At 72.7% G+C, this 18,316-nt stretch carries 19 protein-coding genes; 11 read left to right on the top strand and 8 right to left on the bottom strand.

Features of this window, described 5'->3' with window-relative positions; all coding sequences use genetic code 11:
• The 3 genes from ABD901_RS37895 to ABD901_RS37885 are packed head-to-tail and all read left to right on the top strand — an operon-like array spanning window position 1 to window position 2,833.
• Window positions 1-723 carry a response regulator transcription factor gene (locus ABD901_RS37895; protein WP_345134732.1) on the top strand — a complete coding sequence of 241 codons (723 nt, stop codon included), beginning with the start codon at window positions 1-3 and terminating at the stop codon, window positions 721-723.
• Window positions 724-728: 5 nt separating this feature from the next.
• A complete protein-coding gene (locus ABD901_RS37890; RefSeq protein ID WP_345134730.1) occupies window positions 729-1,859 on the top strand; it encodes a DUF418 domain-containing protein in 1,131 nt (376 codons plus the stop codon).
• Window positions 1,856-2,833, top strand: a complete 978-nt coding sequence (locus ABD901_RS37885; protein ID WP_345134728.1) for a sensor histidine kinase — start codon at window positions 1,856-1,858, stop codon at window positions 2,831-2,833. Before ABD901_RS37890 ends, ABD901_RS37885 begins: the two co-directional genes overlap by 4 nt.
• Before the next feature lie 71 nt (window positions 2,834-2,904).
• Here ABD901_RS37885 and ABD901_RS37880 read toward each other — a convergent pair whose 3' ends face one another.
• The 3 genes from ABD901_RS37880 to ABD901_RS37870 form a co-directional block, all read right to left on the bottom strand.
• On the bottom strand, window positions 2,905-4,113 hold the full coding sequence (locus tag ABD901_RS37880; protein WP_345134727.1) for an amidohydrolase family protein: 1,209 nt from the start codon (window positions 4,111-4,113) through the stop codon (window positions 2,905-2,907).
• A 94-nt stretch (window positions 4,114-4,207) separates the two neighbouring features.
• Window positions 4,208-6,103, bottom strand: a complete 1,896-nt coding sequence (locus ABD901_RS37875) for a transglycosylase domain-containing protein (RefSeq protein WP_345134725.1) — start codon at window positions 6,101-6,103, stop codon at window positions 4,208-4,210.
• A gap of 44 nt (window positions 6,104-6,147) precedes the next feature.
• The gene (locus tag ABD901_RS37870) at window positions 6,148-7,209 is read right to left on the bottom strand and encodes a serine hydrolase domain-containing protein (RefSeq protein ID WP_345134723.1); all 1,062 of its coding nucleotides are present in this window, start codon (window positions 7,207-7,209) and stop codon (window positions 6,148-6,150) included.
• Between the two features lie 65 nt (window positions 7,210-7,274).
• Between ABD901_RS37870 and ABD901_RS37865 the strand changes: the two genes are divergently transcribed.
• The 6 genes from ABD901_RS37865 (at window position 7,275) to ABD901_RS37840 (ending at window position 12,394) form a co-directional block, all read left to right on the top strand.
• Window positions 7,275-8,015 (top strand): GntR family transcriptional regulator, encoded by a 741-nt coding sequence (locus ABD901_RS37865; RefSeq protein ID WP_345134722.1) that lies wholly within the window; start codon window positions 7,275-7,277, stop codon window positions 8,013-8,015.
• A gap of 33 nt (window positions 8,016-8,048) precedes the next feature.
• A complete protein-coding gene (locus ABD901_RS37860; RefSeq protein ID WP_345134720.1) occupies window positions 8,049-9,158 on the top strand; it encodes a TIGR03364 family FAD-dependent oxidoreductase in 1,110 nt (369 codons plus the stop codon).
• Window positions 9,152-9,823: a phosphonatase-like hydrolase gene (locus tag ABD901_RS37855; RefSeq protein WP_345134718.1), complete on the top strand. Its 672-nt coding sequence runs from the start codon at window positions 9,152-9,154 to the stop codon at window positions 9,821-9,823. The genes ABD901_RS37860 and ABD901_RS37855 overlap by 7 nt, the downstream gene beginning before the upstream one ends.
• A 239-nt stretch (window positions 9,824-10,062) precedes the next feature.
• Window positions 10,063-10,386, top strand: coding sequence for an L-rhamnose mutarotase (locus tag ABD901_RS37850; protein ID WP_345134716.1), 324 nt, complete (start codon window positions 10,063-10,065; stop codon window positions 10,384-10,386).
• A gap of 123 nt (window positions 10,387-10,509) precedes the next feature.
• The gene (locus ABD901_RS37845) at window positions 10,510-11,424 is read left to right on the top strand and encodes an NADP-dependent oxidoreductase (RefSeq protein WP_345134779.1); all 915 of its coding nucleotides are present in this window, start codon (window positions 10,510-10,512) and stop codon (window positions 11,422-11,424) included.
• Window positions 11,425-11,545: 121 nt separating this feature from the next.
• Complete coding sequence (locus ABD901_RS37840; RefSeq protein ID WP_345134715.1) at window positions 11,546-12,394, top strand: class I SAM-dependent methyltransferase; 849 nt, start codon at window positions 11,546-11,548, stop codon at window positions 12,392-12,394.
• Window positions 12,395-12,540: 146 nt separating this feature from the next.
• On the opposite strand, the gene ABD901_RS37835 is transcribed toward ABD901_RS37840, so the two are convergent.
• A complete protein-coding gene (locus ABD901_RS37835) occupies window positions 12,541-13,584 on the bottom strand; it encodes a glucose 1-dehydrogenase (protein WP_345134713.1) in 1,044 nt (347 codons plus the stop codon).
• Between the two features lie 214 nt (window positions 13,585-13,798).
• Window positions 13,799-14,266 carry a MarR family winged helix-turn-helix transcriptional regulator gene (locus ABD901_RS37830; protein WP_345134711.1) on the bottom strand — a complete coding sequence of 156 codons (468 nt, stop codon included), beginning with the start codon at window positions 14,264-14,266 and terminating at the stop codon, window positions 13,799-13,801.
• 76 nt (window positions 14,267-14,342) lie between these two features.
• On the opposite strand from ABD901_RS37830, the gene ABD901_RS37825 reads away from it, so the two are divergent.
• Complete coding sequence (locus tag ABD901_RS37825) at window positions 14,343-15,662, top strand: FAD-dependent oxidoreductase (RefSeq protein WP_345134709.1); 1,320 nt, start codon at window positions 14,343-14,345, stop codon at window positions 15,660-15,662.
• An 8-nt stretch (window positions 15,663-15,670) separates the two neighbouring features.
• Here the strand turns inward: ABD901_RS37825 and ABD901_RS37820 are convergent, their stop codons facing one another.
• Window positions 15,671-16,129, bottom strand: a complete 459-nt coding sequence (locus ABD901_RS37820) for a MarR family winged helix-turn-helix transcriptional regulator (RefSeq protein ID WP_345134707.1) — start codon at window positions 16,127-16,129, stop codon at window positions 15,671-15,673.
• Window positions 16,130-16,224: 95 nt separating this feature from the next.
• Between ABD901_RS37820 and ABD901_RS37815 the strand changes: the two genes are divergently transcribed.
• The gene (locus ABD901_RS37815) at window positions 16,225-16,416 is read left to right on the top strand and encodes a hypothetical protein (protein WP_345134705.1); all 192 of its coding nucleotides are present in this window, start codon (window positions 16,225-16,227) and stop codon (window positions 16,414-16,416) included.
• A 278-nt stretch (window positions 16,417-16,694) separates the two neighbouring features.
• Here ABD901_RS37815 and ABD901_RS37810 read toward each other — a convergent pair whose 3' ends face one another.
• Window positions 16,695-17,270 carry a hypothetical protein gene (locus ABD901_RS37810; protein WP_345134704.1) on the bottom strand — a complete coding sequence of 192 codons (576 nt, stop codon included), beginning with the start codon at window positions 17,268-17,270 and terminating at the stop codon, window positions 16,695-16,697.
• A gap of 455 nt (window positions 17,271-17,725) precedes the next feature.
• Window positions 17,726-18,316: a MarR family winged helix-turn-helix transcriptional regulator gene (locus ABD901_RS37805; RefSeq protein WP_345134702.1), complete on the bottom strand. Its 591-nt coding sequence runs from the start codon at window positions 18,314-18,316 to the stop codon at window positions 17,726-17,728.

Below are 18,316 nucleotides of genomic sequence, written 5' to 3'. Positions count from 1 at the left end.
GTGCGAGCGGTGGTGGCCGAAGACCTGGCGTTGCTGCGCGACGGACTGATCAGGCTGCTGCAGGCGCACGGCTTCGACGTCGTCGCCGCCGTGGACAACGGGCCCGATCTGCTGCGCGAGCTGGTCGAGCAGCGGCCCGACGTGGCCGTCGTCGACGTGCGGCTGCCGCCCACGCACACCGACGAAGGGCTGCGCGCCGCGCTCGCCGCCCGTGCCGAGGTGCCGGGCCTGCCGGTCCTCGTGCTCTCGCAGTACGTCGAGCGCCTCTACGCCCGCGAGCTGCTCGCCGACGGGCGGGGCGGCATCGGGTACCTGCTCAAGGACCGCGTCTCCGATGTCGGAGACTTCGTCGAGGCGGTGCGGCGGGTCGCCGGCGGCGGCACGGCGCTCGACCCGACCGTCGTGGCCAAGCTGCTCGACAGCCGCGAACGGACGCTGCCGCTGGACCGGCTCACGCCGCGGGAGCGCGAGGTGCTGGCGCACATGGCGCAGGGCCGGTCCAACGCGGCGATCGGCGCCGCCCTGTTCATCACCGAGAAGGCCGTCGGCAAGCACACCAACAACATCTTCGCCAAGCTCGGGCTGCAGTCCTCCGAGGACGACAACCGCCGCGTGCTGGCCGTCCTGGCGTATCTCGAAGGCGGCACGTTATGGGGGGTTCTACTACCCCTGTCGCCGGCATACCAGTGTCCTCGCTGCCCGGCCCGCGAATCGCGAGGCTGATGTGCATGACGACGACGGTTCTCGAAGCGCCGGTCCGCCAATCAGAGCGGAGCCTCGCGCCCGATCTCGCCCGCGGGGCGATGCTGCTGTTCATCGCCCTCGCCAACGCCGCCAACTTCGCCTTCGCGGGCCAGCCGGGCATCGACCCGGCGCCGCACGGGCTGCAGCGGCTCGTGAACTTCTTCATGGCCACGTTCGTGGACAGCCGCGCCTACCCGGTGTTCGCGGTCATGTTCGGCTACGGCCTGGTGCAGCTGGCCCGGCGCAACGGCAACCGGGTGCTGCTGCGGCGCAACGCCGCACTGGTCGCGTTCGGGCTCGCGCACGCCACGCTGCTGTACTTCGGCGACTTCCTCGGCGCGTACGGCGTCGTCGGCATCATCGCCACCCTGCTGCTGGTGCGCCGCGGCGACCGCTTGCACCGCGTGGTGCTGTGGCTGTGGGGCTTCCAGACCCTGTACGCCGTCGTCCTGGCCGTCACCGCGTTCGCCGGCGCACACGGCGGCACGGCCGGCGTCTCGAACAGCCCGAACCCGTCCCTGGCCGCCGAGTCCTACGGCCGCTCGCTGCTGGACCGCCTCGCCGAGTGGCCCGTGCACACCGCCACCGTGCTGCCCTTCATCGTCATCGTGTGGCTCGGCATCTGGGCGGCCCGCCGGCGCGTGCTGGAGGACCCGGCCGCACACCGCGGTCTCCTGCGGCACACCGCCGCGTGGTCGCTGGGCCTGTCGACGCTCGGCGCCGTGCCGTACGCCCTGATCTGCGCCGGTCTGGTCCACGCCGCCCCCGGTACCGTCGAGGCCATGGCACGTGTCCACGCGGTGACCGGCGAATACGGCGGCCCCGGCTACGTCGCGCTCTTCGGCCTGGCCGCACTGCGCCTCGGCGGCCGCGCCCCGCGCGTCCTCGCGCCGGTGGTCGCGCTCGGTCAGCGTTCCCTCAGTGGGTACCTCCTGCAGTCCGTCTGCTGGCTCGCGCTGTTCTCCCCGTGGGCCCTGAACCTGAACGGGACCTGGACCGCCGCGCTCGCCGCCGTCGCGGTGTGGGCCGGCTCGGCCCTGGTGGCGCAGGCGATGTCCGAGCGCGGGTACCGCGGCCCGGCCGAGACCCTGCTGCGGAAGTTCGCCTACCGATGAGCCGTGCGCAGCGCACGATCGTCCTGGCCGCGGCGCTCTGCGTCGCGGCCACGGCCGCGTGGGCGGCCACGGGCGGCGGCGAGTTCTGGCCCCGCTGGGTGTACTTCGCCGTCGCCGTGATCGCCGCCGCGGCCCTGCTGCTCGCCCGCGCCCGGCGCGCACCGCGGGACCGGCGCGCGCTCGCCATCACCGGTTCCTTCTGCGTGTGGCTCGCCACCGTCGACCTGACCGTGTGGGTGCTCACCGGCGGCGGCTACTTCTGGCCGGCGTGGACGATGCTCGGCCTGTCCGCGCTGTTCGGTGCCGCCGTGTGGATCGACCGCCGCGAGCGGCACCTCGCCGACCGGGTCGCGGCCCTGCTGCGCTCCCGCCGCGGCGCCGTGGACCGCCAGGCCGCCGAGCTCAAGCGGGTCGAACGGGACCTGCACGACGGCGCCCAGGCCCGCCTGGTCTCCCTGTCGCTGACCCTGGGCATGGCCGGCGGGCTGCTGCGCCACGACGCGGACGCCGCCGCGAAGCTGGTCGAGGAGGCCCGCACGACGGCGGTCGCCGCCCTTTCGGACCTGCGCGCGGTCATGCACAGCATCCACCCGGCGGTCCTCGCCGACCGCGGCCTCGGCGCCGCCGTCCGCGCTCTCGCGCTGGACCTGGCCGTGCCGGTGACGGTCGAGGGCGACCCGCCGGCCGGGCTGGAGCCGGCGGTGGAGACGGCGGCGTACTTCGCCGTCGCCGAATGCCTCGGCAACGTCGTCAAGCACACCGCCGCCACCCACGCCACGGTGACGTTCGAGCCGGCACCGCACGCGCTGCGGATCGCGGTCGAGGACGACGGCCCGGGCGGAGCGGCCTTCGGGGGAGGCACCGGCCTGCGCGGCATCGCCGACCGCCTCGACGCCGTCGACGGCACGCTGCGCATCGCCAGCCCGCGCGGCGGCCCGACGCGGATAACCGTCACCGTTCCCTTGCAGGCTTGACTCGGCGCACTGCGAGCCTGGAACGATAAGTCGGGCGCTGGCGCGCCACGACTTATCGGACATTTCATGATTTAATGGTCCGTCGCCAGGATGGCCAGTGGAACAGCGGCCTCGCGAAGTTTGGGCAGATCGAGGCTCGTGAGGCGGCCGGCGCGCTTCACGACCTGGCCGTCGACGAGCACGGTGTGCACGTCGGCCGGCCCGGCCGTCGTCACCAGGGCGCTCGAGACGTCGCCGCGCACGTGGGCGAGGCCCGACAGCAGGACCAGGTCCGCCCGGTGGCCCGGGGTCAGCGCGCCGACGCTCGAGGCCAGGCCGATCGCCGCGGCGCTGTCGATCGTCGCGGCGGCGAGCACCGAGCCGGCCGGGGCCATGGTGCCGGTCTCGGCGCGGTGGCGGCGCACGGTGTCGCGCATCGGCTCGAAGAGATCCGGCGCGGCATTCACGGCCACGTCGGTGCCGAGTCCGCACCGCCCGCCCGCCGCGGCGAACCGCGTGTAGGGGGAGGCGCCGTGGCCCATCGTGCCCTCCACCACCGGCGTCGCCGTCACGCCGGCCCCGGACTCGGCCAGCAGCCGGGCCTCGTGCGGCGTCATGGCATTGAGGTGTACGAGCTGCAGGTGCCCGCCGAGCAGGCCCGCCTCGTGCAGCCGGGTCAGCGGCGCGTCCGGCTCGGCGCCGAAACCGCCCGCGAGGTGCATCGACGCGACCATGCCGAGGTCGCGGGCCAGGCGGATCTGGCGCGCCGAGTCGTCCCACCCGCCGTACTGCGGCCCGAGGATCGCCAGTCCGCCCCGCACCCGCCCGCGCAACCCGGCCAGGACCTCGGCGGCGGCCTCCTGCCCCGGTCCGGCGTGCGCCACGACCGCGCGGATGCCCGCCGTCGCGTATGCGTCGAGCACCGCGTCCAGATGCTCCGGCGTCTTCGCGGCGTTGCACCAGTCGAACACCGTCGTGATACCGGCGTCGAGGGCCTCGGCGGCGCCGAGGAGGGTCGCCAGGTGAGCGTCCGCCGGCGTGTACGCGTCGAGCGCCCGCCCCAGCACCGCGACGAAGTAGTCGGGCAGCGTCATGTCGGCGCCGATGCCGCGCAGCGGTGCCTGCCAGACGTGCCGGTGCCCGTCGACGAGCCCCGGCGCGACGACGAGCCCGGCGGCGTCGACGACCTCGTCCGCGACGGCGCCGGGGTGCGAGCCGACGGCGACGATGGCGCCGCCGTCGACCAGCACGTCGGCGGGCTCGCCCGAGACGAGCCGCCCGCCCTTGATGAGCAGATCCATGGGTACGACCTCCAAAAGCTTTTCTAAAAGCTATCCTAAAAGCTTTCGGTGCCGCAAGGTACGTCCGAAAAAGCACAAAGCGGGCGTGGGCAGGTCAGCGGGCGTTGCCGGTGTTCGGGTCGCCGAGCGCGAGCGGCTGAGGTACGTCGAAGCGCGGCGCACCGGCCAGCGCCTCGGCGAGGAACTGCCGATAGATCTGCGCGGGCATTGTGGTCGCGTTGATCCGCGCGCCCGTGCGGTCGACGAGCACGTGCTCCTCGTCGCCCTTGTTGCCGACCCGGACCGCGACCGCGAGCTGCGGCGTGAACCCGGCGATCGACGCGTGTGCGAACTTCGTCAGGTCGACCTGGAACTGGCCCGGGGGCTGCGAGCGCTCGGCGAGCGTCGGCGCGAGCGTCCACTCGCCGGTCGCCGCGGCGGTCGGGCGCCCGTCGGCGAGGCGTCCGGCCGGCTGCTGCGCCAGCGCCCAGGTCACGTCCCGCGCGACGCCCTCGTCGAGCGCGGCCTCGGTGTGCTCGTCGGCGTGGTACCTCGTCTGGCCGGCGTAGGACACCTCGGCGACGATGTGCGCGGTGGCCCGCTTGCCGCCGGAGGCGAACGTCGCCATGAGGTTCGCCTCGTCGGCGAGCGTCAAGGGGTACTGCCCGAGCCCGATCTCCGCCTGGAAGTACTTCGGCGCCAGCTCCTTGCCGGCGCGGTCGAGCGGGACCGGCGTGAGCTTGTCCTGCTCGTAGGCCCACATCGTCCCGACGCCGCACGCGCGGGCCATGTCCACGATCGCGGGCGCGCCGACCTTGGACGCCACCGCGAACAGCGGCAGGCGCAGGCCGTCGCGCTGCGCGTCGAGCAGCGTGCACGACGGCTTGCCGCCCGGGCACCGCTTCACGTCGCGCACCGGGTTGCCTTGCTTGGCGAGGCGGCCCTCGGACGGGAAGTCCATCTCCGCCGGGGCCAGCCAGCGCGACTGCAGCGAGATGCCGGCCTTGATCGCGGCGGCGAGGGTGATCGGCACGAACGCATTGCCGGGCGGGCCCGGCGTCGCGCGGGCATCGTCGTAGTACGCGAGGATGCGGCCGGTGCCGGGCTGCACCGCGACGGCGGCGGCCCGCAGGTTGGCCGGCTGGCCGTGCATCACCGAGCCGTCCGCGGCGGCGTCGACCTGCTTGACGAGCGCCTGCTGCAGGCGCGGGTCGATCGTGGTGATCACCCGGGCACCCTCGTACGGCAGGTTCAGGGCGGCGATGTCGAGGATCGCCTTGTCCGCGAGGTACTGCGCGACGCCCTCGGGGTGGCGCGCCTTGCGCTGCTGCTCCCACTGCGCCGTCGTGAGCGTGCCGGCGGGGAACTGCGCCCCGTCGCCGCCCGGCATCTCCTTGCGGATCTCGTCGAAGCGCCGGCGGGCGGCGTCGGGGTGCAGCGTCGGGTCGAACGCGCCGTCGCCGGGCGAGTCCAGCTGCGCGGCGAGCACGATCGCCTCGCCCGGGGTGAGCTCGGCGGCCTGTTTGCCGAAGAAGTCGAGCGCGGCCGCCTCGACGCCGTACGCGTAGCGGCCGAAGTACACGCTGTTGAGGTACCGATCGAGAATGGTGTCCTTGCCGTAACGGTCCTCGACCTTTCTGGCGATGAGCGCCAGCTTCGCCGTTCCGATGTTCGGCGCGTCGATGAGGATCCGGGTGTACTGCACGCCGAGCCGCGACGGCCGGCCGAACCAGTGCTCGTCGCGGAAGCCGGGGTTCTCGGCGGCGAGCACGGCCGCGGCCACGTGCGGCGGCAGGTGCCGGGTGTCGATCGGCAGCTGGTCGTCCCGGCCGACCAGCGCGAGCGGGCTGCCGTCGGCGTAGCGGATGTCCGTCGAACCGCGCAGCGGCGGCAGGTCCGGCACCGCGACCGAGTTCGCGTACACGCCGGCGGCGGCGCCGGCCACGCCGAGCAGCACCACGACGGCGGCGACGCCGACGAGCAGCCGCCGGCGTCCGATCTTGAGCTTCATGCGTCATCCTCCCGATGACCGACGCATCGGGCGGCGCGAAACTCTTACAAGCAGGCCTCGACCGCGTCGTACAGGGCGTTGCTGCGCTCGTGGCCGGCCAGGTGGCGGGTCACGTACGCCATCCGGTAGCCGCCCGGCTCGTCGAGGAACCCGCCCGCCGACGACCCGCCGATGCCGCCCATGCCGACCCAGCCCTCGTCGCGGCGCCAGCCGAGCGTCCACACCGCGTCCTGCTGCAACAGCCGGTCGAAGCCTTCGACCTGCGGTGCGAGCGCCTCGGCGAGCAGGTCCGCGGGCAGCAGCGAGGGCAGCGCCTGGTACAGCCCGGCCAGCCCGCGCGCGGTCGCGTGCCCGTTCACGGCCGGCAGCTCGCCGCCGCGCCACGCCGGGCCGTTGAGCACCGCGGTGTCCAGCAGGCCCGCCGGGTTGCCCAGCGCCCGCGCCCACAGCTCGCCGTGGCCGTGCACCGCCTCGTCCGGCCAGCCCGGCGTGGCGTGCTCGACCTCCGCGCACCGCCCGGCGTCCACCACGGACAGTCCGAAGTGGACGTCATGGCCGAGGCCGCGGACCACCTCGCCGATGGTCTCGCCCGTCGCGCCGCGCAGGATGGCGCCGAGGATGTTGCCGTACGTCAGCGCGTGCTCGCCCACCGCGGTCCCCGGCTCCCACTCCAGGGGGCTCGCGAATATCGCCGCCGTGCAGCGCTCCCACTGCAGCGCCTCGTCCGGCGTGAGCGCCTCGGCGACGGCCGGCAGTCCGAGCTGGTGGGACAGGGCATGCCGCACGGTACCGCGGGGGTCGCCGAACGCCGGCCAGTAGCGCGCGACCGGGTCGTCGAGCCCGATCCGCCCGTCGGCGACGCGGGTGAGCACGGCCAGCGCGGCGATCGGCTTGCTCACCGAGAACACGGTGGTCAGGGTGTCGGCCCGCCAGGGTCGGGTGCGCGCGGCATCGGCCCAGCCGCCCCACAGGTCGACGACGAGCTCGCCGCCGGCGTACGCCGCGACCGACGCGCCGGTCTCGGTCCCGTCCTCGACCAGCCGGCGGAAGGCGTCGGCGACGGGCTCGAACCCACGGGCCACGCTGCCTTGCACGAGATCGTCCACGGTTGCGCACCGTACCTGCTGCGTGCTGCGGCGTGTGGAGATTTCTCATGCGGTACAAACGCAAAATGACCAGCGCAGTCGACTCCGGCGTGCCCTCGCACGGGCGCATCCCCAAGCACTATGCGGTGAAGGCGCAGCTGCTGAGCCTGCTCGCGGAGCTCGGGGTCGGCGCGCTGCTGCCGGCCGAGCGCGAGCTCGCCGCCCGGTACGGCGTGGCCCGCTCCACGGTGCGCCTGGCGATCCAGGAGCTCACGGTGGAGGGGCGGCTCAACGCGTACCGCGGCCGGGGCACCTTCGTCGCCCCGCCGAAGCTGATCCAGCCGCTGGGCCTGGTCAGCTACACCGAGGCGGTGCGCGAGCAGGGCCGCCGTCCCGGCCGGCGGGTCGTGACCGTCGAGACCCGTGCGCCCGGGCCCGGGCTCGCCGCCGACCTGCGCATCGACCCGCAGACGCACGTGCTGCACCTCGAACGGGTGCTGCTCGCCGACGACGAGCCGCTGGGTCTGGAGAGCACGTACCTGCCGGTGTCCCGCTTCCCGGACCTGCTGGACGGCTTCGACCCGACGACGTCGCTGTACCGGCATGTGGGGGAGCGGTACAACCTGGTGTACACCGAGGCGCGCGAGCGGATCGAGACCGTCCTGGCCACCCCGCGCGACGCGCACCTGCTCGAGACCAACCCGTCCACGCCGATGCTGCTGATCCAGCGCCTCTCCGTCGACCAGCGCGGCGAGCCGATCGAATGGGTCCGCTCGCTGTACCGCGGCGACCGCATTGGCTTCGAGACCGTGTTGCGGGTAGATTAAAGGTTCGAACCTTTAATCTTTGGGGGCCGGGCCTTGCGAATCGTGATCGTCGGCGGCGGGGTGCTCGGCACCATGCACGCCTGGCACGCCGTGCGGCGCGGCCACGAGGTCGTGCACCTCGAGCGCGAGGCCGAGGCCCGCGGCGCGTCCGTGCGCAACTTCGGCCTGGTCTGGGTCTCCGGCCGCGCGACCGGCCCGGAGCTGGACACCGCGCTGCGCGCCCGCCGGCTGTGGGAGGAGATCGGCGCCGAGGTCCCCGGCGTCGGCTTCCGCGGCAACGGCTCCATGACTCTGATCCGCACCGCCGCCGAGTGGGCCGTCGCGGAGGCGGCGGCCGGCGCGCCCGACGCCGCCGAGCGGGGCTGGCGGCTTTTGGACGCCCCCGCGGTACGCCAGGTCAACCCGGCGCTGCGCGGCGACTTCCTCGGCGGCCTGCACTGCGCCGCCGACGGCGCCGTCGAGTCGCGCGTCGCCCTGCCGGCCCTGCGCGCCGCGCTCGAGCCGACCGGGCGCTACACGTGGCTGCCCGGCCGCGAGGTCCGCGCCGTCGCCGAGGGCTCGGTCCGCGACGACACCGGCGCCGTCCACGCCGCCGACCAGGTCGTCCTCGCCACCGGCGCCGCGCTCGGCGGCCTCGTGCGCGAGCTCGCCGGCCAGCTGCCCGTCCGCCGGGTCTGGCTGCAGATGGCCCAGACCGCGCCGCTGGGCGAGCCGCTGAGCACGTCCGTCGCCGACGGCGACAGTTTCCGGTACTACCCGGCGTACCGATCGGAAGGGCTCGTCCAAACGCAGCCGCAACCCCCGGTCGCCGCCGAGCACAAGATGCAGCTGCTCATGGTGCAGCGCCTCGACGGCGGCCTCACCATCGGCGACACGCACGCTTACGCCGAGCCGTTCCCGTTCGACGAGGTCGAGGCACCGTACGACCACCTGACCGAGGTCGCCTCGGCCTTGCTGGGCCGCCCGCTGCCGCGCATCGAGCGGCGATGGAACGGGGTGTACGCCCAGTGCCTGGACCCCGCCGCCGTCGCCTACAGCGCCGCGGTCACCGCCGGTGTCTGGCTGGTGACGGGCCCCGGCGGCCGCGGCATGACCTGTTCCCCCGCCATCGCCGAGCAGACCGCCGAGGAGCTGTCGTGGTAGATCTCGTAGTCCTGGACATGGCCGGCACCACCGTGCAGGACGGCGGCCTGGTCGAGCGCGCCTTCACCACCGCCATCGCCGAGCAGGGCGTGCACCCCGGCGACCCGTCCTACGACCGCATGCTCGCCCACGTGCGCGCCACCATGGGCGAGTCGAAGATCAGCGTCTTCCGCCACCTGCTCGACGGGAACGAGCCCGCCGCCCAGGCCGGCAACGCCGCCTTCGAGCGCGCGTACGCCGCCCTCGTCGACGACGGCCTCTGCGCCCCCATCCCCGGCGCCGCCGACGTGATCGACCGCCTGCGCACGGCGGGCATCAAGGTCGCCCTCACCACCGGTTTCTCGCGCGACACGGCCGACCGCATCCTCGCTGCCCTGGGCTGGAAGGACATCGCCGACCTCACCCTGGTCCCCGCCGACGCCGGCCGCGGCCGCCCGTTCCCCGACCTGGTGATCACCGCCGTGCTCCGCCTGGAGATCGACGACGTGCGCGAGGTGGCGACGGCCGGCGACACCACCTACGACGTGCTCTGCGGCCTGCGCGCGGGCGCCCGTTTCGCGGCGGGCGTGCTGACCGGCGCACACGACGAGCCGGCTCTGCTGGCCGCGGGCGCGACGCACGTGCTGCCGTCGGTCCGCGACCTGCCGTCCGCCCTGGGCTTGTAGCGGCACCGCTCGGGCCGCGTTCGTGGCTCGGCGCCGGCCCGGCCGCGCGGCGGCGTTCTGGTCCTTTGGCCTGGGCCGCGCGGTGATGTTCTGGTAGTTGACCTGGGCCGCGCGGCGCTGTGCTGGGGTTGGCCGCCGCTGACCGACGCACATCCATGCGCCGCGGCCGGCCCGCAATCGCAGTGTTCGGCCGGAGCGTGCCCTGGCCCACGGCGGCATGATCGTCCATGCTCGTCGGCATGCGCCGATTTGGAGCCGTCATCGGGCTACGCCCCGAGCACCGCGAAACGTACCTGCGCCTGCACCGCGAGGTCTGGCCGGCGGTCGAGGCCCGCCTCACTGCCAGCCACTTTACCAACTACACCATCTTCCACAGGGGCGACCTGCTGTTCGCCTACTACGAGTACACGGGCGACGACTACGAGTCGGACGCCGCTGCGATCGCCGCGGACCCGGTCACGCAGGAGTGGTGGAAGCTCACCGACCCGTGCCAGCTGCGCCTCGACGGCACCCCCGACGGCGAGCAGTGGGCGCCGATGACCGAGGCCTGGCATCTGGATTAGCCCGCCCGTTCGACCTGAACAGAGTGATCCGGGGCGCGCGGCGGGCGAGCGACCGTATGAACCGCACTCGGTTGACCCGGGAACCGGCCGGTCGGGTATGCGTACCGTAACCGCGTGACGACGATGAAGGCGCTGCGCGCACACGTCCGCGGCGGTGCGGAGCAGCTCGTGTTCGAGGACGCACCCCGGCCGGTCCCGGGCCCCGGCGACGCACTCGTCGCTGTGCGTGCGGCGGCGATCACGCTCGCGGAGCTCGACTGGGACCTGTCGTGGCAGACCCGCGACGGTGCGGACCGCACGCCGGTGGTGCCCTCGCACGAGGTGTCCGGCGTTGTCGAGGCGCTCGGCGAGGGTGTGTCCGGGCCGGAGGTCGGCCAGGAGGTGTACGGCCTGATCGACTTCGACCGGGACGGCGCCGCGGCGCAGTACGTCACCGTGCCGGCGGCGGACCTCGCTACGAAGCCGGCCACGGTACCGCACGTCGAGGCGGCCACGTTGCCCCTCGCCGCGCTGACGGCCTGGCAGGCGCTGGTCGACCAGGCGGCCGTGCAGCCCGGCGAGCGCGTCTTCGTCCGCGGCGCTGCCGGGGGCGTGGGCGTGTATCTGGTGCAGCTCGCCGCGGGCCTCGACGCGCACGTGATCGCCAGCAGTCGCCCGCAGGACGAGGCGTACGTGCGCGACCTCGGCGCCGACGAGTTCTCCGACGCCGGCGACCTGCGCGGCAGCATCGACGTCGCGATCGACACCGTCGGCGGCCCGTTCATCCCTGCTTCGATCGATCTGCTGCGCCCCGGCGGCCGCCTGGTCACGCTCGCCGAGCCGGCACCGCCGGGCCTCGCCGAGGCGCACGACGTGCGAGCGCTGTTCTTCGTCGTACGCCCCGACCGCGCCGAGCTCACCCACCTCGCCGCCCTCGTCGACGCCGGCCGTCTACGCCCTGTGGTGTCGCAGACGTTCCCGCTGGAGCAGGGCCGCGCGGCGTACGAGAGCGGCGCACACCCCCGCCGGCCTGGCAAGATCGTGCTGACCGTCGGATGAGCGTCGCGGGCCGGGCATCGGCGGAATCGGGCGTTCGGCCGGTGGGGCAGGCCCGTGCGGTACTGGATAAATATTGATCTTTGTGATATGATGTCCGAATAGTCGGCCTACCGTTTGCCGCGTGACCGACACCGACACTTCCGCCGCCATCAGCCGCACCGCGCTCATGGCGGCCGCCGCGCGAGCGGCACATCTCGTCGTCGACGACGAACCGTACGTGTTCGAGGACCCGCTGGCCGCGCCGCTGCTCGGCGACCGCGCGGACGAGCTGATCGACTACCACCGCCTGCACGGCGACCACCCGGTGCTCGCCGGCGCGCGGGCCCAGGTCCTGTGCCGCAGCCGGTACGCCGAGGACACCCTGCACCGCTCCGGTTACACGCAGTACGTGGTGCTGGGCGCGGGTCTGGACAGCTACGCGTACCGGTCGCGCGACGGCGTCCGCGTGTTCGAGGTCGACCGCGCGGCAACGCAGGAGTACAAGCGGACCGCGGTGCGTGCGGCCGGCCTCACGGACGGTGCTGACGCCGTGGAGGCTGTGTACGTCCCGCTCGACTTCGAGCAGGACGACCTCCTCGATCGCCTGGTCGCGCACGGCTTCGACCCACTACGTCCCGCGGTCGTCAGCTGGCTGGGCGTGACCATGTACCTGACTCGCCCAGCGGTGGAACGGACGCTCGCCGGCATCGCGCACCTCGCCCCCGGCACCGTCCTGGTGCTCGACCACATGGTCCCCGAGCCCGACCGCGACTCGGCGGCGCAGGCGTACGTCGCGGCCGTCGGCCCGATGAACGCCCAGAACGGCGAGGCCTGGCTGTCGTTCTTTTCCCCGGCCGACCTGGCAACGCTGCTCGCCGCGCACGGCATGACCGCCGAACACACGAACCAGCACGAGATCCTGGGCACGCGCTCGGATGCCTTGAAGCCTTCGAACCTGACCTGGATCACCCGCGGAACCCTCACCGCTTAGCGGCGACACTCGCTCATGCCACCACCGTTCGTGACGAACGCGTTCGGTCGGGCGCCGCGATGCGGTGGTGGTCGTGGGCTGGCCGTGTTCGTGACGAACGCGTTCGGGCGGCGGGGCTGCGGATCGTTGGCGTGTGCGGGGCGGGGTCAGAAGGTGACGATCGTCTTGACGGCGCTGTTCGTCGCGAACGCGTTCGTTGGGGCGTCCTGCAGCGGGATGCGGTCGGTGATCAAGGACTCCAGCCAGGCGTGATCGGCCCGTTGCAGGGCGTCGACCGCGAGCGCGTAGTGCGACAGGTTGGCGTTGACCGAGCCGACGACGGCGTCGTTCTCCAGGACCATGTCGCGGCCGACCGAGCCGGCGTCGAAGCTCAGCGCGCGGCCGCCGGTGGACACGCCCGTGAGGCAGATGATGCCGTACGCGGCGGTGCCGGCGATCGCAGCGAACACCAAGTCGCCGACGCCGGTCGCCTCGATGACCACGTCCGGGCGCAGGCGGCTCAGCACCTCGTCGGCGGTTCCGTGGTGGTACTCGGCGCCGAGCTGCCGTACCAGCCTCGGCTTGGGTCCGTCCTCGACGCGGTCCAGCACGTGCACGTCGAGGCCGCGCTGCACGCCGAGCAGCGCGGCCAGCTGGCCGATCGGGCCGGCGCCGGTGACCAGCACGGTCTCCGGTTCGAACCATGCCCGGCCGCCGATTCGCTCGATCTGCTCCCAGGCCTTCGCGACGACGCTCGCCGGTTCCAGCAGCACGCCGACCTCGCCGTCGCCGAGCTCCGCGGGCAGCACGACGGCGTACTCGGGTTCGACCGTCCACAAGGTACTGCCGTAGCCGTCCAGGCCCTTGATGCCACGCTCCGTGTAGCGGCCGTTGCGGCACATGTCGAACTGGCCGCGCGCGCAGGCGCCGCACGGTTCGGGGTCCGGGCGGCGCACCACGCCGACGACGAGGTCGCCGACCGCGGGGGTTCCGGCGCCGGCGCTCGCGACCACGCGGCCGAGGGACTCGTGGCCCAGGACGAGGAAGTCGCGGCCGGGCGGGGGAGTGCCACGGCCTGCACCGACGATCTCACGGTCGGTGCCGCAGATGCCCAGCGCGACCGCCTCGACCAGCAGTTCGCCGGGCCCGGGCTGTGGATCCGGGACGTCGCGCACTTGCAGAGAGCGGCCGGTGACGGTCAGCGCACGCATGCGGCCTTCATGCCCAGCGCGGCCGCGGATTGAACGTCGCTCTCACTCCGGCTGACGCCACGCGAGGCAACGCTGTGTGAGGAACAACGTTGCGTGTGAGGGGCGGCGCCGCGTGAGGCGGGCGCTGCACGAGTACGAACGCGGATGAGGAACGTCGCGTGAGGGAGTGCGGACGTCGAGTGAGGAGGCGTCCAAGAGTAAGCGACGGCGCCGGCTAGGAGCTGGCCAGTCGCTGTGCGTGGTCGAGGTGCTGGCGGGTCGAGTGTTCGAGGATCTCGATCATCCGCTGCAGCACGGCGTCGTCGAAGCGCTCCAGTAGGGCGGCGCCGTCCTGCACGATCGGGCCGTAGATCTCGGCGGCGACACGTTCCGCCAGTGGGGTGGGGCGGACGGTGACGCGGCGGCGGTCGGCCGAGTCGCGCTCTCGCGTTACGTAACCAGCACGTTCCAGGCGGTCGATGGCCGTCGTGACCCCGCCGGTCGTCATGCCCGCGGCGGCGGCCAGTTCGCCCGGTGACAGCGGCGCCTCCGCCGACTCGAACAGCAGGTCCAGGCAGCGCAGGTCGGTGCGGTTGAGGCCCAGGCGGTCGGCCGCGCGCTGGTCGAGCACGTCCACCGCGCGCTGGTAAGCCTGCATCGCCCGGCCGAACTCGCCGATCAGCCGCCGCTCCCCGGAATCCACGCTTGCGATGTTACCGGATCGCTCGTAGGGTAAGTAACTAGAAAATCTAGCAACTAGATCTGTGAGGTAACTTCAGGTGAAGGTCATCATCGTTGGGGCGGGTACCGGGGGCATGTGCCTCGCGCACGGGCTGCGGCGCGCCGGGGTCGATGTCGTCGTGTATGAGCGGGACCGCAACCGCACCGATGGGCTGCACGGATACCGGGTCGGCATCGACCCGCACGGGTCGCGGGCGCTGAAGGCGTGCCTGCCGCCCGAGTTGTACCGCACGTTCGTCGCCACCTGCGCCCGCGCGCCCGAGCGGTTCGCGTTCCTGGACGAGCGCCTCAACCGCACGCTGACGATCACGCTGCGTGAGCCGACCGACGACGTCAACGACGAGAAGTCGGTGAGCCGGATGACGCTGCGTCAGGTCCTGTTCACGGGCATGGAGGACGTGCTGCGGTTCGGCAAGACCTTCATCCGGTACCAGCACGAGCCCGACGGCCGCGTCACCGCACACTTCGCCGACGGCACCATCGACACCGCGGACCTGCTGGTCGGCGCCGACGGCGTCAACTCTCCGGTGCGCCAGCAGCGGCTGCCGCACGCCCGGCTCGAGGACGCCGGGATCATCGCCGTGGCCGCGAAGGTACCGATGACGCCTGAAAGCACTTCATTGATGCCGGCCGGGCTCTTTCCGGGCATCGGGATGATCCTGGCGCCGAAGGGGATGGCGTGCATCCTGCACTGGATGGAGTTCCCGTGGGGTGAGACAGGGCGGCCGAAGGACGGGATCGGAGGCAACGACGCCGAGCTGATCGCGAACTGGCCGGGGCTGCTGTTCGACAACACCCGCGACTACCTGAACTGGGGCCTTTCGGCGTCGACGGACAAGTGGCCGGCCGACATCATGCAGCGCGGCGGCGCCGACCTCGTCGACCTCGTGACCCGCATGACGCCGGGCTGGGACCCGCGGATGCACCGGCTGTTTGCGCTGACCGATCCGGGCACGTGCTTTCCGATCAACATCCGCACGTCGGTCCGTGTCGATCCGTGGCCGAGCGACAACGTAACGCTGCTGGGCGACGCCATCCACACGATGACGCCGGGTCAGGGCGTCGGGGCCAACACCGCGTTGCGGGACGCGCACAATCTGTTGCGCGAGCTCACCTCGGGCAAGGCACTGATCGACGCGGTGCGGGACTACGAGCGCGAGATGATCGAGTACGGGTTTGCGGCCGTCGAGGCGTCCAAGAAGCAGACCGGCGGCGACCAGCTCGTCCACCGTCCGGTCATCGGCCGGGTCGCCCTGGCCGGCCTGCGCACCTTCCTGCGGGCGACGGACCGGATTCCCGCGCTGCGTCAGCGTTTCGAGGCGGAGTTGTACGCCTCACGCGGTACCGACGGGGATTAGCTCTTCTGCTACGTCGTCGTGATCTCGATGACCCTCGTGAGGGCGGCGTGCAGTTGGAGCAGCTCCTCGAGGGGCATGCCCAGGCGTTCCACGACGGCCGGCGGGATGCGCTCGGCGTCGGCCCGCAGCGCGCGGCCGGGCTCGGTCAGCGTGACCTCCAGAACGCGTTCGTCGTGCGGGGCGCGGCGCCGGTGGATGAGGCCGGCCGTTTCCAGCCGCTTGAGCAGCGGGGACAACGTTCCGGGGTCGAGCTGTAACAGCCGGCTGAGGTCCTTCACCGACAGCGGAGCGTGTTGCCACAGTGCCAGCATGACGAGGTACTGCGGATGCGTGAGCCCCATCGGCTCCAGCATCGGCCGGTAGAGCGCGATCACGTTGCGTGATGCGACGGCGAGCGCAAAGCAGACCTGATGCTCCAGGGCGAGCGGGTTGGGGATCTTCGCGGCGAGATCTGCGTCGTCGGTCACGTGGCTCGACCCCTTCCGAACATGTTCGTTGAGTGCCACACTACAGGTACACCAATAGTTGGTACACCAACGATTAGAGCACTAAGGAATCGCCCATGTTTGCGTTCAAGCGTCGTTCGGAGCCGAAGAAGGACCGCGTCGGCGCCTTCCTGTTCCAGATCTTCGGGCCGGCGACCGTCGAAGGTGCGATTCAGGGGTGGAGTCCGGAGGCGCGGGAGCAGTACAAGCGGATGCGGGAGAACCAGAAGCGCGCGGCGGAGGAGCGGCGCCGGGCCGCGGACGCCTGATCGCCCTGGCACCCGTCCCGTTCACGGCTCCCTGCCGCGGACGCCTGATCGCCCTGGCACCCGTCCCGTTCACAGCGCCGCGCCGCGGAGGCCTGATCGGCCTGGCGCCCGTCCGGTTCACGGCGCCGAGCCGCGAAGGGCTGGTCGGCCTGGCGTCCGTCCGGTTCGCGGCGCCGATAGGGCTTTACGGCGCCGATGGGCCATTGCGTTCGTGCGGGCGCGCCGCCAGGGCGTGACCACGCGCCGCCAGGGCATGATCAGCGGGGCTCGCGGCGCGGCTATTTCGCCCGTCGTCGGCTGAGTTCCTGCAGCAGTGCGAGCCGTGCGGCGCCGACGGCCACGATGGCGAGGGCGGTGCGCCACACCACAACGCCGAACTCCACGGTCGTGACGTGCCCGGCACCGAACCGGCCGGCGACCCCGTTCAGCCCCGGAATGCTCACGATCAGCGTCAATATCGCCGCGCCCGCCATCGTCGGCGCGAGCCAGATCGACCGCGGTCGCTCGAAGGCCGCCCACGCCGCGCCGGCGAGGAACACGGTCGCCGTGATGATCGCCATCGCCATCACGATCGTGATCGGCCGATGTCCGTCGAGGCGGCTGGCGCCGTGCAGCGCCCACCCGGTCCACTGCTCACCGCCGCGCTGCACCAGCGTCGCCGTGCCGCCGAGGTCGGTGGCGACGGTGACGGTGTTGTCCTCGCGCGCCCACGGCAGTGCGAGCGCCAGTAACGCTGCGAGCGCACCGATGAGCGCCACGACCCGGCTGCCGATCCCGGCCGGCGTGGGCCCGGGCGGTGGCGTCGGCGTGATCTGCTCGGGCTGACCGACGATGGCCTCCTGCGGTGAGCTCATGCCCGTAGACCGTAGTCGGACCGCACCACCCACGTCACTCGCCCCAACCCCCTGACTGTCAAAGGAAGTCAGGGCGCACCGGCTCGTCGCCGACAGGGCTCGTCGTCGATCGCTGCCGCGGAACCGGACGCGGTGCTCGTCAATATGCCGCTACCAGGTCGGGCGGCCCGCGGGTGGGCGTGGCGTTCGTCATGCCGGGTCGATGTCGAACGGCAACCGGACCGGCGAGGTGCGCCACGCCGCCGGCGGGGAGGACGGCCCGCGCGCTGGTCGTGGATCGCCTGCAGCGGTGGGCGTGGCGCTCATGCATCGCAGCGCTCGTGTATCCCGCTTCGCCGGGCCGATCTCGCGGTCGATGAAGGCGGGCTCGGAACAACGCCTCCATGGACCGGGCGGCAGGTGGTCGAGCTTGGCGAGTGCCGGGCTGGGCGTGGCCTCCTTCGTCCTCGCCTCCGCTACCGGGGCGGGCGGGCGCGAGCCTCCTCTGCGGGTTGCTCGCCGCGGCCGGCCGACCGACCGGGCGCGTCGGTCGCCTCCGGGGCCGTCTTGCCGGCGTCGCCGGGTTTTCGGCGTCCGCTCGCCTGCCTGTATCCCGGATGCACGCCCGGAGTCAGGCCCTGCTGGTCGGCGATGCGTTGCAGGAGGCGGGCGAGCTCGGCTCGCTCGTCGGGATCGAGCGCGGTGAGCAGGTCGTCGTTGTGTGCGGTCGCGATCGTTCGCATGTCCATCATGATCTGTTCCCCGTCGACGGTCAGGTACAGCTCGTGGTGCCGCCGGTCGGTGGCGCCCGGCCGGCGTTCGACCAGGCCCTTGTGGCCGAGGCCGTCGATGAGCACGACGACGCGGCTCGGGACCACGCCGAGGTCGACGGCGACCGACTGCTGGCTGCGGCCGGGCTGCCCGGCGATCATGCGCAGCAGTCCGACCTCCGCCGATGACAGCCCGATCTCCTGCACGCGGTCGGCGAAACGCTCCGATGCGTGCGCGCCGACCTGAGCGAGGAGGAATGCCGCTCCCCGCGGTCCGGGTTGCCTGCCGTGCTTCAT

This window comes from Dactylosporangium darangshiense, from assembly GCF_039537565.1.
GTDB classification, from domain to species: domain Bacteria; phylum Actinomycetota; class Actinomycetes; order Mycobacteriales; family Micromonosporaceae; genus Dactylosporangium; species Dactylosporangium darangshiense.
Note: the sequence above shows the minus strand (reverse complement) of the source record. Positions and strands in the feature narration are given on the sequence as shown.

Bases quoted from the DNA above. Each gene is read 5' to 3' on its own strand.
- ABD901_RS37890 (WP_345134730.1), top strand. From the start codon at position 729: ATGACGACGACGGTTCTCGAAGCGCCGGTCCGCCAATCAGAGCGGAGC.
- ABD901_RS37885 (WP_345134728.1), top strand. From the start codon at position 1,856: ATGAGCCGTGCGCAGCGCACGATCGTCCTGGCCGCGGCGCTCTGCGTC.
- ABD901_RS37880 (WP_345134727.1), bottom strand. From the start codon at position 4,113: ATGGATCTGCTCATCAAGGGCGGGCGGCTCGTCTCGGGCGAGCCCGCC.
- ABD901_RS37875 (WP_345134725.1), bottom strand. From the start codon at position 6,103: ATGAAGCTCAAGATCGGACGCCGGCGGCTGCTCGTCGGCGTCGCCGCC.
- ABD901_RS37865 (WP_345134722.1), top strand. From the start codon at position 7,275: ATGACCAGCGCAGTCGACTCCGGCGTGCCCTCGCACGGGCGCATCCCC.
- ABD901_RS37850 (WP_345134716.1), top strand. From the start codon at position 10,063: ATGCGCCGATTTGGAGCCGTCATCGGGCTACGCCCCGAGCACCGCGAA.
- ABD901_RS37845 (WP_345134779.1), top strand. From the start codon at position 10,510: ATGAAGGCGCTGCGCGCACACGTCCGCGGCGGTGCGGAGCAGCTCGTG.
- ABD901_RS37835 (WP_345134713.1), bottom strand. From the start codon at position 13,584: ATGCGTGCGCTGACCGTCACCGGCCGCTCTCTGCAAGTGCGCGACGTC.
- ABD901_RS37815 (WP_345134705.1), top strand. From the start codon at position 16,225: ATGTTTGCGTTCAAGCGTCGTTCGGAGCCGAAGAAGGACCGCGTCGGC.
- ABD901_RS37810 (WP_345134704.1), bottom strand. From the start codon at position 17,270: ATGAGCTCACCGCAGGAGGCCATCGTCGGTCAGCCCGAGCAGATCACG.
- ABD901_RS37805 (WP_345134702.1), bottom strand. From the start codon at position 18,316: ATGAAGCACGGCAGGCAACCCGGACCGCGGGGAGCGGCATTCCTCCTC.